Origin of the sequence: Pseudoalteromonas sp. 1CM17D, assembly GCF_023161805.1 — a bacterium.
Taxonomy (GTDB): domain Bacteria; phylum Pseudomonadota; class Gammaproteobacteria; order Enterobacterales; family Alteromonadaceae; genus Pseudoalteromonas; species Pseudoalteromonas atlantica.
The window spans coordinates 225,235-237,169 of record NZ_JALNTP010000003.1; the positions used below are offsets into that span (position 1 = coordinate 225,235).

At 41.7% G+C, this 11,935-nt stretch carries 12 protein-coding genes; 3 read left to right on the plus strand and 9 right to left on the minus strand.

All coding sequences use genetic code 11. The features are described from left to right. Nucleotides 1–3: 3 nt before the first annotated feature. Nucleotides 4–858: a PA4780 family RIO1-like protein kinase gene (locus MSC25_RS07505; protein WP_024034251.1), complete on the minus strand. Its 855-nt coding sequence runs from the start codon at nucleotides 856–858 to the stop codon at nucleotides 4–6. 253 nt (nucleotides 859–1,111) lie between these two features. On the opposite strand from MSC25_RS07505, the gene MSC25_RS07510 reads away from it, so the two are divergent. Both MSC25_RS07510 and MSC25_RS07515 read left to right on the plus strand, forming a co-directional pair. Next, a complete protein-coding gene (locus tag MSC25_RS07510; RefSeq protein WP_055252984.1) occupies nucleotides 1,112–1,387 on the plus strand; it encodes an EF-hand domain-containing protein in 276 nt (91 codons plus the stop codon). Nucleotides 1,388–1,398: 11 nt separating this feature from the next. Next, a complete protein-coding gene (locus tag MSC25_RS07515) occupies nucleotides 1,399–1,851 on the plus strand; it encodes a hypothetical protein (RefSeq protein WP_004587402.1) in 453 nt (150 codons plus the stop codon). Between the two features lie 128 nt (nucleotides 1,852–1,979). Here the strand turns inward: MSC25_RS07515 and MSC25_RS07520 are convergent, their stop codons facing one another. The 5 genes from MSC25_RS07520 to MSC25_RS07540 form a co-directional block, all read right to left on the minus strand. Beyond that, a complete protein-coding gene (locus MSC25_RS07520) occupies nucleotides 1,980–3,281 on the minus strand; it encodes an MFS transporter (RefSeq protein ID WP_248443045.1) in 1,302 nt (433 codons plus the stop codon). Nucleotides 3,282–3,285: 4 nt separating this feature from the next. Next, entirely contained in the window at nucleotides 3,286–5,226 is a 1,941-nt protein-coding gene (locus MSC25_RS07525; protein ID WP_248443047.1) for a bifunctional diguanylate cyclase/phosphodiesterase, read from the minus strand. A gap of 146 nt (nucleotides 5,227–5,372) precedes the next feature. Beyond that, a complete protein-coding gene (yghU, locus tag MSC25_RS07530) occupies nucleotides 5,373–6,212 on the minus strand; it encodes a glutathione-dependent disulfide-bond oxidoreductase (protein ID WP_004587400.1) in 840 nt (279 codons plus the stop codon). A gap of 90 nt (nucleotides 6,213–6,302) precedes the next feature. Then, nucleotides 6,303–6,884, minus strand: a complete 582-nt coding sequence (locus MSC25_RS07535; RefSeq protein ID WP_024034245.1) for a rhomboid family intramembrane serine protease — start codon at nucleotides 6,882–6,884, stop codon at nucleotides 6,303–6,305. A gap of 104 nt (nucleotides 6,885–6,988) precedes the next feature. Then, nucleotides 6,989–7,672 carry a type 1 glutamine amidotransferase domain-containing protein gene (locus MSC25_RS07540; protein ID WP_248443049.1) on the minus strand — a complete coding sequence of 228 codons (684 nt, stop codon included), beginning with the start codon at nucleotides 7,670–7,672 and terminating at the stop codon, nucleotides 6,989–6,991. 164 nt (nucleotides 7,673–7,836) lie between these two features. On the opposite strand from MSC25_RS07540, the gene MSC25_RS07545 reads away from it, so the two are divergent. After that, the gene (locus MSC25_RS07545; protein WP_024034243.1) at nucleotides 7,837–8,760 is read left to right on the plus strand and encodes a LysR family transcriptional regulator; all 924 of its coding nucleotides are present in this window, start codon (nucleotides 7,837–7,839) and stop codon (nucleotides 8,758–8,760) included. 12 nt (nucleotides 8,761–8,772) lie between these two features. Here the strand turns inward: MSC25_RS07545 and MSC25_RS07550 are convergent, their stop codons facing one another. The 3 genes from MSC25_RS07550 to MSC25_RS07560 form a co-directional block, all read right to left on the minus strand. Further along, on the minus strand, nucleotides 8,773–9,507 hold the full coding sequence (locus MSC25_RS07550) for a dienelactone hydrolase family protein (protein WP_055252990.1): 735 nt from the start codon (nucleotides 9,505–9,507) through the stop codon (nucleotides 8,773–8,775). A 77-nt stretch (nucleotides 9,508–9,584) separates the two neighbouring features. Next, a complete protein-coding gene (locus MSC25_RS07555) occupies nucleotides 9,585–10,916 on the minus strand; it encodes a glycerophosphodiester phosphodiesterase family protein (protein WP_248443051.1) in 1,332 nt (443 codons plus the stop codon). A gap of 55 nt (nucleotides 10,917–10,971) precedes the next feature. Beyond that, nucleotides 10,972–11,835, minus strand: coding sequence for a carboxylate/amino acid/amine transporter (locus tag MSC25_RS07560; protein ID WP_154944792.1), 864 nt, complete (start codon nucleotides 11,833–11,835; stop codon nucleotides 10,972–10,974). Nucleotides 11,836–11,935: the final 100 nt, after the last annotated feature.

Below are 11,935 nucleotides of genomic sequence, written 5' to 3' on the forward strand. Positions count from 1 at the left end.
GTTTTACTCATCGTCAGCGTTTTTAATACGCTCTAAACGGTCGAACTCTTCGTATTCGGCCGCTTGTATTTCATCGAGTACCGCATCTACGTCTGCAGATTCGTTACTGTCTTCAAATTCTCCGCTGAGCACAGTGTTTGGCGTTAAGCTGGCCTCTTCAAACAGTGCCCACATTTCTTTAGCGTAATGAGTGTTTAATAGGCTAGGTGCAAACTGCGCATAATAACGACGTATGTTGTTTACATCGCGCGTAAACATTGCTTGCGCACTGTTATTGGCTGCGGCGTTTACAGCTTGTGGAAGGTCAATAATTACAGGCCCTTTACTATCAACAAGTACGTTAAATTCTGATAAGTCACCGTGGATAATACCAGCGCACAGCATTAATTTAATATAATGAACCATCATACTGTACTGCTCAATAGCGTCTTGCTGTGTAAGGGTCACATGCCCTAACTGTGGAGCAACATCTCCGTCTTCATCGCACACAAGCTCCATTAACAACACACCATCAATACAGTAATAAGTATCAGGAACTCTGACGCCAGCGCGTGATAAACGTGAAAGCGCGTCTACTTCTGCATTTTGCCAAATTTCTTCTTCTAGTTGTCGCCCATAACTAGAGCGTTTACCCATGGCGCGGGCTTGGCGTCCGCCTCTTACTTTCCGGCCTTCTTGATACTGAGCTGCCTTTTTAAAGCTGCGTTTAACGGCATCTTTGTAGACTTTAGCACAGCGAATTTCGCCACCGCTGCGCACCACAAATACATCCGCTTCTTTACCGCTCATTAAGCGGCTTATCACTTCATCAATTAGGCCATCATCAACGAGTGGCTGGAGGCGTTTAGGTATTTTCACTGCGATACAACTAGAAAAATTGGAAGATTAAACATGTATGTTAATAAGTCCTTAGTATGTTAGCTCTCAAACAGGTATTGAAAGTGGTTTTAAGTAATTAGTTATCACAATAACCGAAATACCGAATAAGGTAAAAATAACATGATAAAAATCGGATTTATTTTTATTTCCTTATTGTTTGCACAATGTTTGCGTTTTTTAAGCGTACTTTATATTCATACCCTTTATTAATATTTAACCCAAGGTGACCACGATGAAGCATTTTTCTACTTTTGCCGTTGCTGCATTATTATCAATGGCTTTTTCAGCCAATGTTGCAGCCAGAGGCGGTGATAACCCACCACCTAAACCTGACTTTTCAAGCATAGATGCAGATGGTGACGGTGTGATTAGCCTTGCAGAATTTAGCGAAAGTGCGCCACCGCAAGGCGATGCGCAAACTATTTTTGACGAAATAGATGCCGATGGGAATGGCGAAATTAGCGAACAAGAATTAAGTGAACACAAGCCACCACGCCGCTCACGTTAAGGGAGAAAAATATGATCAACAGTATTGGTAGTTCAGCGAGTTTTATGACTCAACAATCTAGCCAAGTAAGCGCTTTAACTTCAGAGCAAACTGAGTTTGTTAAAGAAACACTTGCAGAATTTGATGCACAAAACCTCAGCACGGAAGATGCGCAAAGTATTCAAGCTGCATTTGAAGAGCAGGGGATCTCGCCGACAAAAGAGTTGGCTGATTTAATGAGCGAACTTGATTTTGACGCTAAAAGTATTGGCGATGCAGGACGCCCTGAAGGGCAGCGCCCGCCACCGCCGCCGCAAAACTCGCTAGAATCTGTTGATACTGACGAAGTGGTTAGCTACTTAGATGAGTTATTAACTGAGTATTCAAGCCAGCTATCTGATGAAGATAAAGAATCAATTCTTTCATCGGTACAAGAAAAATTTGGTTTAAGTGAAGGTGACTCACTGCTAAATGTAACTGCTTAGGTGTTATAACTTGAGGTAAAGCTGACTGTTTATCCTTAGGTCTTAAGTCCAAAGCCCGGCAATTATTTTGTTGGGCTTTTTTATTATACTAATTCGCTTAATTGATTACGTATTATTGCGCATTGGTATTACTCCGCTTGAGGCAAAAAAATCGCGCTAATAGCACCTAACAAACCGAGCAGGCTATACAACAAAATAAGCTGTGCGGTTGATAAAAACACCTCTAAAAGCCCTATACTGCCTAACATTAAAAGCAAAATGCCAATTACAGTATTACTAACCGACACGTAATCAGTGCGTTTATTGCCTTGTGCCATATCTACTAAATAGGTTTTACGCCCGAGCCGCACGCCTTGATGAGCAATGCATAGCAAAAAATAAAAACCAGGTATTACCCAAGCATATTCAAACAGCTGGCTATACCATGTGGCTATTACAAACACGCTCACCCCGTTTATGGTGACAAGTAACGCACTGATCACAAGCACCTTTTGGCTAGAAAAATCGCTGAGTCTTCCCCATATTGGCCCAGAAATTAAACTTGCTAAGCCAGACACGGCTAAAAATACTGCCAATAATGAAAATTCAAACTGCTGAGAGCTTGCTAAAATAATATAAAAAGGCGCGCTTAGGGCTGAGCAAAGTAAAAAGGCGCGGGTAATTACAAAGTGTGCAAATTGTTTATCTTGATAAAGCAGCTTTAATTTACTTAGCGCATTTAAAAAGCCATTTTTACCGCCTTGTGTCGCCCCTTTGTATTCGTTTATGCGGCTATAAAAAAGTGCAGCAACAACCCACAAAACGGCGCCTAAACACAGCGCAATTAATACCGTATTTTGCTCTTTTTGCCCCGAAAAAAACCACATCATTAAACCAAAAGTGAGTGTTGCAAAGCCAGCTATACTTGCCGCCAGGCCACTAATATTGCCCCGCTTTTTTTTAGGAATAACTTTGCCTAATACATCTTTAGCAGCAATAGAGTTAAACCCGCGGGCGAGACTAAAGAGCACCAGCAGAGCTAAAATTGCATAGCCAGCCTGAGCGCCTTCTAACACAAATGAAACACCAACCATAGCGCCAATACATAAAGCTTGGGCAAATGCACCGCAAACCCATACCCACTTTCTTACAGAGAGTTTACGGATAATATTGGCTATCGCTAATTGTGGTAATAAAGAGCCCGATTCTCTTATAGGCACCAGCCACGCTATAAACGCGCTTGGCACGTTTAAGCTTTGCATTAACCAAGGCAGAGTGACTTTAGGGTTGAGGAGGGCATCGGCAAATTTACTAAAAAGCTGGCTTGTTAATAAAAGAATAAAATTACCGGCCACCTCTTTGCAGTCATCTTCGTTTATGTCTTTACAGGCGCGTGCGTCTTCATCGTTGTTAAGGCGTTTATAGACTTGCTCTTTAGTGAGTTTTTTCATACTGCTAGCTACACAATTTGTTTTGCTCTTTGAGGTACGAATCTACAAAGTGTTGCTCCATAGGCTTTGAAAAGTAATAACCTTGTAGGTGAGACACGCCAATTTCTTTTAGCATGTTGGCTTGCTCTAGGGTTTCTACACCTTCAGCGACTACTATAAAATCAAGTGTTGAGGCCATTTGCACAATCGCATGAATTATACTTAAGCCTCGCTTATCCATGTTTTGAATGAAACTTTTATCTATTTTTACTATGTCTACACCAATATCTAACATGCTCGACAAGGATGAGTACCCAGTACCAAAGTCGTCAATAGAAATACAAAATCCTTGTTTTTGCAGCTCTTTTACTGCTGCTAAAAAGGTGAGCTTATCCTCAGCAAACACAGATTCAGTGATTTCAAGGTGCAGGTTTTCTGGCTTTACGCCGTATTGATCAACGATATTTACAACCTTAGTGACAAAATCAGGGTCTTGAAGTTGTATTACAGATACATTAACGCTCACAGCAATAGGGGGTTGTACGTTTTTAAACGTGCAAGCTTGCACACACGCTTGCTCAATCACCCATAAGCCAAGTTCGGTTATGAGGTTGTATTGCTCGGCAATGGCAATAAATTCATCAGGAAATATCGCTTCGTCATTTAATTGCCAGCGTAAAAGTGACTCAAACGAGGTTACCTTCGCTGTTTGGCTATCCACAATAGGCTGAAACACTAACCGCAAGCCGTTGTCTTTTATTGCACTTGCCAAGCGTTTACTGAGCAATTGTTCGCGCTCTTGTTGGCGCTTTAAGTCGTTGTTGTAAATATTTACGCAGCCTTTGGCAATACGTTTTTGATGGTACATAGCTAAATCTGCTGAACGAATTAACGCGCTTAAATCGCCCTCATGCTCAGGAAATAACGCTATGCCAATAGTGGCAGATACCCAGCTTTGGTATTTGTATCGTTCATGCTCGGCACGAATGCTTTTAATAACCTTTTTGGAAAAATCAAATAAGTCTTGTTCATCCTCATAGGTTGTTAAAATTAAAAATTCATCTCCGCCCCAGCGGCATTTGTATAAGTGGCGGGTGCAAACGTTAGTGAGTCGCTCGGCTATTTCTTTAAGTACTTGGTCGCCAACTTTATGACCCATAGAGTCATTAATTTGCTTAAAGCCATCCAAGTCTACAAACAGTAAAGCGAGTTTTTCCTCGGGGTGATCTGCCAGCTGTTTATTTGCCACTTTTAAAAAAGCGGTACGGTTTAATAAACTTGTTAGTGGGTCAGTGTTTGATAAACGGTAAATTTCTTCTGTGCGTGTTTCTACTTTGCTTTCCATTTCGTTAAGTAGTTCGCGGTTTTGATTTCGTAATTTTATGGCTGTTTGGGTAAATGTGGCCGACTTATAAGAAGAGGCGATCATAATTGCCGAAAAAGTAATGCCCAAAAAGCCTAATACATAGTGGTAATAGTCATCAGATAAGGTTAGTACTATAGAGTAAGGCATTAATAAAATAATGCTGTAACACACCGAGGTAAAGCGACTACCCGAGAGCAAATTGGCTGAGCCACCAGCAAATGCCGACAAAATAGCTATTGTGGTGGTAATTTCAACGGTGGATGAGCTTTTATGAAACCACAGTGCGTAACATGACCACGAAATCGCGGTCGCTATACACCCCACCGAAAAGCGTTTTAAAAAGCTATTTGCATTAAAAGGCTGGTTAACTTCTTTGGTGTAGTTAAAGTAAATAACATCCATTAGCCTTGCTGCTAAAACAACCAGCATAAAAAAAAGCCAAATTATTTTTTCTTGATTTGTTCTCTCATCCGTTAGGTCAAATGCAAATACAAGTACAAAGCTAACTAACGCCGAAACACCAATGCCAGATAAAGCATTAGAATATAAAAGTTTTACGGCTTCTCTGCGTTCATCACTATTTAAATTTTTATATTGCACTCATTAAAGCCTTATGAAAAGTAATGCGGGTAAAGCAGGTTACATTTTATAAAAACACAATAATAAATATAGTTTAATGACAGGGAAAATGCAGATTTTAAATAAAAAAATGCCCATAACACAATGTCTTGTTATGGGCTGTTAGATTAAAAGTCGCTGGCGTTATGTCGTTCGCTAAGTTGCTCTTCTTCAGGGCCCCAGGTGCGATTAACACGTTGACCACGTTTAACAGCGGGGCGCTTTGCTATTTGCTCTGCCCAGCGCATTACATGAGTGTAAGAGGCAACATCTAAAAACTCAGCGGCGTCGTATAATTTTCCAAGCACCAACGAGCCGTACCAAGGCCAAATGGCAATGTCGGCTATAGAGTATTCACTACCCGCCATGTATTCGTTTTCACTTAAGTGGCGATTTAATACATCGAGCTGGCGTTTAGTTTCCATAGTAAAACGGTCTATTGGGTATTGCATTTTTGTTGGTGCGTAGCTATAAAAATGACCAAATCCGCCGCCTAAATAAGGCGCTGAACCCATTTGCCAAAATAGCCAATTACGGCACTCGGTCTTGGCTTTAAAATCTTTTGGGATTAGCACATCAAATTTTTCTGCCAAGTATTGTAAAATTGAACCCGACTCAAAAATGCGTGTTGGTGGCGTGGTAGAGTGATCCATTAGCGCAGGAATTTTAGAGTTTGGATTAATATCAACAAAGTCTGAGCCAAATTGGTCGCCTTCGCCAATGTTAATTAAATAGGCATCGTAGTCGGCATCGGTTAGGCCAAGCTCTAATAACTCTTCAAACATAATGGTCGCTTTTTGGCCATTAGGCGTGGCTAATGAATAAAGTTGAAACGCATGCTTGCCAATGTCTAAGGTTTTGTCATGAGTGGCGCCGGCAATAGGGCGGTTAATATTAGCAAATTTACCACCACTTTCGCTGTCCCACGTCCAAACTTTAGGCGGCGTGTATTCGTGTTCATTACTCATAAATAACCTCAATTTAAAAATGTAATTAATTTATATACTCATAGATAACAAGCTGGGGGCGTAAAAAATTAATTAAAGGCAATGAAAAAATTATCGTGCTTTTAATTTATCTGCTTTGGCAAGTTTATACCCTAAAAAGAACCCACTTAACGCACCAAAAAGGTGACTTTCGAACGAGACATGAAAGCGTTGTGGTAACACGCCCCAAATAAATCCGCTGTAAAGCACTGCCACTACTAGGGCAATAACAATAGACTTAAATGAGCGCCTAACCACGCCATAGCACAGTATAAATCCCCATAAACCATAAATAACGCCGCTTAATCCAACATGAAAACTACTTCGACCAAAGGCCCACACTAATAGCCCGCCAATTAACGCAGTAAATATAAACACGGTATAAAAGCGTTTTACACTGTATTGGCAAATTAGCCAGCTAAGTACAGCAAAAGGCAACATGTTGCTAGCAAAGTGCCACCAGCTGCCATGTAAAAATGGGGCGCATAAAATACCGATTAACCCTTGAACGCTGCGAGGGTAAATACCTAAACCATTAAGCGTAATGCCAGGTAAACTATTGATCACTTGTAGTATTAGGCATATAAAAACTACGCTAAATATTGCAAATCGCGTACTGGTTATCAGTGAAGATGATGATGGGGTAGTTGGCATATAAACGCTTTAGTAGAATTGTTTTGTACCAGTATAGGAGTATGTTTTCGCTATTAAAAGCGATTTAATAAGCGCGGCGTTATACGCCGCGCACAGGGGTTATTTTAACCTAGTTTAGTTAATAGTTTTTTCGCCGCAAGCTCTGAACTTGCTGGATTTTGGCCTGTAATCACTAAACCATCTTCGAGCGCTAATACGCCCCAGTCGTCAGTTTTTTGATAATCGCCGCCTTTTTTAATGAGTTCATCTTCAACTAAAAATGGCACTACGTCTGTTAATTGCACGGCGGCTTCTTCTGAGTTAGTAAAGCCTGTTACTTTTTTACCGGCTACGAGCGCATTGCCCTGTGCATCTTTAACATTTAAAAAAGCGGCACTTGCGTGGCAAACAGCCGCTACTGGCTTTTGCTCTTTTACAAACTTTTCAATAAGTGAGATTGAATCTGTGTTATCTACTAAATCCCATAGTGGGCCGTGGCCGCCTGGGTAAAATACCGCGTCAAAGTCGCTGGCGTTTACTTCACTTAATACTTTGGTGTTTGCCATAAGTGTTTGTGCTGCGCTGTCGTTGTCATAGCGCTTTGTTGCATCGGTTTCAAAGTCAGAAAGCGTGCTAGTTGGGTCAATTGGCGGTTGGCCACCCGCAGGGGAAGCAAGTGTTACCTCTGCACCAGCATCAACAAATGCATAGTATGGTGCTGCAAATTCTTCTACCCAAAAACCTGTTTTTTCGCCTGTGTTGCCAAGCTCTGAATGTGAGGTAAGTACCATAAGTATTTTTTTAGCCATAACAATATTCCTTCGATTAGTGAGTAAATTAAAGCTTGGTGTTAACCAAGGTGCTGTAATAACTATATGCACTTAAAAGGATTTAAACAACGATGATAAATTTAACTTTATTGGTTTAATTATTGATACAATTATTGGGTTGAATAATCATTGGTGGATTTGTGATGAAAGTGTCGTTTGAGCAACTTAAAAGCATGGTGGTATTTGCGCAAATTGTCGAGCAGGGCAGTTTAACCGCGGCAGCAAAGCAGTTGGGGTTAACGCGTGCGGTGGTAAGTTATCACCTTAAAAAATTAGAAACGCAATTAGAAGTTACGCTACTAAATCGCTCAACCCGCACTATGGCGCTAACAGAGGCGGGCATTGCGTATTATGAGCGCTGTAGAGTGATCACAGAACAAGCAAACGCAGCTAATCAGCAAATAGAAAACATTAAAAGTGAGCCACAAGGAGTATTAAAAATTAGCTGCCCCGTTAATGTAGGCATGCAACTAATTGTGCCTGCAATTAATACGTTTAAACGCCAATACCCCAAAATTGAAATAGACCTGCAACTAACCGATGATGTGGTTGATATAATAAAAAACGGCTTTGATATTGCTATTCGTGGGGTCGCTTTAAGTGACTCAAACTTACAAGCCACCAAACTAACCACCATGAGTACCTGTATTTGTGGCTCAGCTGAGTATTTTGAACACTTTGGCAAACCTAAAACGCCAGCTGAATTAGCCTTGCATAAATGGGTGGTGTACCAACTTAGCAGTAAAACATTAACCCTTAGCAAAGAGGGCAAAAAATACGATGTAATACTACAAGGCGGCATAAGCACCAATAATGCCGCTGCGCGTACCGCGTTTGTAGAGGCCGGGCACGGGCTTGGGCGCATTCCGTTGTATGATGCGTGGCCTAAAGTGCAAGCAGGGCTGTTAGAAATAATACTCGATGATTATAAAACAAAAGATATTGAGCTTTATGGCGTGTTTCCACCTGGGGCGGCAGGCTCCAAAAAGCTCAGGTTGTTTATTGATTATTTAAAAGCCTATTTTGTTAAACAACATACTGCACTGGGCATGCTAAAAAGCACGTAAAACCGCACTTAATTACAAAGTACGATTAAATAATGCAACCGCTTGTTGGTACATAGTAATTGCAAGCGCGGCATCGTAACGCTCGCCCTCATCACGCATAAACGCATGCTGTGCGTTTACTTCTTGCCAGTGATAGTTAATACCCGTGGCTACACATTGCTGGTAAATTTTACTTCGGCCTTGTTGCGGTACATGTGGGTCTTGCTTACCCCAAATAAAGTGTATTTCACCTTGAATATCAGCCATGCGTTCAAACGAATTGTTACCTGCATTAGCAGTTAAGGTATCACTATGAATATCGGTGGCGTATAAACAAAATGCGGCTTTTATGTGTGGGTTTAATGCGGCTCTGTAAGCTAAATGCCCACCAATGCACACTCCCATGGCGCCTACTGTGCCAGTGCAGTAATCTTGGCTTTGTACAAAGTCGATGAGTGCTTGTGTGTCGCTGTCGTGGTGCTCAAGTGGCTTTTGCCATTTATCGGCATTGCCTTTATCTTTACCCGCGTCATCATACGCAAGTACAGTACCAATCGGGTTTAGCTCATGAAATACCTCAGGCACTAACACAACAAAACCGTGGCTTGCTAAAATAGCAGCGCTGCGCGCAATAGGCGCGGTTTGCTGAAAAATCTCCGAGTAAAAAATAATACTTGGGTATTGGCCAGCTGCTTGTGGGCGGTAAACGGTAGTACGCATTAAGCCTGTTGGGGTGGCTAGGTCGGTATTATGGTGTTGGATTATCATAAAAGCGCTCAGTTAAATAATTAATAAGGTTATGGTAACTGAGCGCAAAAAAATAAACGACCACTGATACTGGTTTTTTAAATGCTTGCAGGCATTTTATTACAACTTGCGTAGTAGCTTACGGTCGCGGGCCAATCCGAAAATATACCCATAACCCCAACATCCTGCGCGAGTACATCAACCACCGTCATCATGTCGCCATCGTTATCGATAACATCGGCGATTGATTGATAGTAGTAGCCTCCGCCCTCGTTAAGAGGCCCCGAGCGCTCAAGGCTCCATGCTATCAGTTCAAGCCCTGCAGCTTTTGCGTCAATGGCGTATTGTGAGGGGACAATATTACTTTCGTTGTCTATGGTGAGCATCATCCAAATAGGGGGCGCTAATATTTTAACGCCATCGGCTACTAGCTCTTCCATACTTGGTTGCCACGTTGCAGGGTTACTTGGATCAAAGCCCGCTTCGCTGTCACGGCCATCTAAATATACGCTTTGATTTGCAAAGTCGGGGTTGTTATTTATCCAATATTTCACATCATCAAGATTAAATGATTGCGGGTACACATCACTGCTTGGTACGTCCAATTGCGTGTATTCATCAAGCATTTTTTGCGCGTATTGCTGTTGTGTCATTCCCTCAAAAGGCATGCTCACTTGCGGCGATTTTAGCTCTGGGGTCATTTTTACACCCAAGCTTTTAAATAACTCAATACTTTGTTTATGAGTTACTAATGTTCCACCTGTGGCGTATAAATCGGTGCGCCAGCTGGGCGTGCCCTGCATATATTCACCAACAGTAGTGGCTTGGGTGTTGGCGCCATCCATTTTACCTTCAAGCGTTAAAAATTCGCCCAGGCTGATATCGCTTGTGCAGCATTTAGCGGTGGCAGGCGTGCCACTGGCCGCGTTAGCTGGAGTAAAAGGCACACTGCATTTAGCGGCAAGTTCATCAATGGCTAATATATTGGTGGTGGTGTGCAAATCGCACTGAGAGTGGCGACACACGAGCTCTTTGTCGCTGGTAAAGGTTACATCGCACTCGACAATACCTGCACCCATACGCGCCGCAGCTATATAAGACTCCTTTGTATGCTCAGGGTATTGCATTGGCGCACCACGATGCCCAATAGAAAAATCTGTACGGTAAAATGGCCCATCTGTACACGATTCTAATTTTGTTTTTAAATCGCTCTGTGCCATATCGTTAATAAGGTAGTCGGCACGAGTACCTAATTGAATATCAGGCGCCTCGCCTTTTGCAACTTCAACAATTACAGGCGTCGGTACTTCAACAACCTCAACGGTGGTATTTGTAACGACTACGTCTTTTTCTACAACTTCGACATCGTCGTCGCAGCCGCTCAGTAGTGCAAGTATTACTGAGCTTGTTATTAGGGTGAGATGTTTCATGTTTGTTCCTTAACGTTATTTTATTCAACCCTAATCGCATTCAATGACAAATTAGCTACAAGGATGTGACGTTCTGTTTATTTGTCCCTATTTGATTAATTACCAGTGCCGCTAACATAATTGCACCCCCCATACTTAAGCGCACAATGTCGGCATTTTTATTCCATATAAGCACGTTAACAATAATACCGGCAGGAATAAGCACGTTGTTCATAACGGCTAATGCTCCCACATTTACTTTTGTTGCCCCTTTGTTCCATAAAAAGTAACCAAGGCCCGAGGCTACAATACCTAAATATATTAAAATACCCCACTGGGTAGGTGTACTCGGTAATTTGCTTGTATTGCCAAATAAAGCGTAGCAAGCACTCGCCACCACTAAGGCGCCAATAAAAAACCAACCAAATACGGTTTTGTCATCCAGCTGATTAGTGGCCATTAAACGTTTATAAGTTACTTGTCCGGTGGCAAAACTAATATTGGCACCCTGAACCAGTAATAAACCGATGATGAAATGACTATTGAGGCTTTCCCAGCGAATAGCTACCGCGCCCAGTACGGCAATAAGCGCAACCGCAAAAAAGCGAGGATTAAAATGCTTATTAAGTGCATCGTTTAAAAGTGTTATATAAAGCGGCGTCATAACGGTAAAGAGCAACACTTCGGGTACGCTTAAAAATAAAAAGGAGTGATAGTAAAAGCTGTACATAACACCCAGTTGCACAGCGCCTATCAGCATTAGCTTAAGTGCGAGTGGTTTTGAGGTAAGTTTAGGTTTTAAAAAGGGTAAAAAAACCAACGTGGCTAATGCAACTCGTATTAATACGCTAAACCACGCATCAACTTGGCCTGCTAGGTACACACCAATTAAACTAAATGAAAAAGCCCAAAGTAGGGTAACTGCAAATAAATAGCCCATAATTGTCGTTTTTTATAATTTATAGTGTGGTTAGTTTATTAATTTTAACCTTATAAAAGCCCGCAAGCGGGCTTTTATAAGGTTAAAATTAATAAACGAG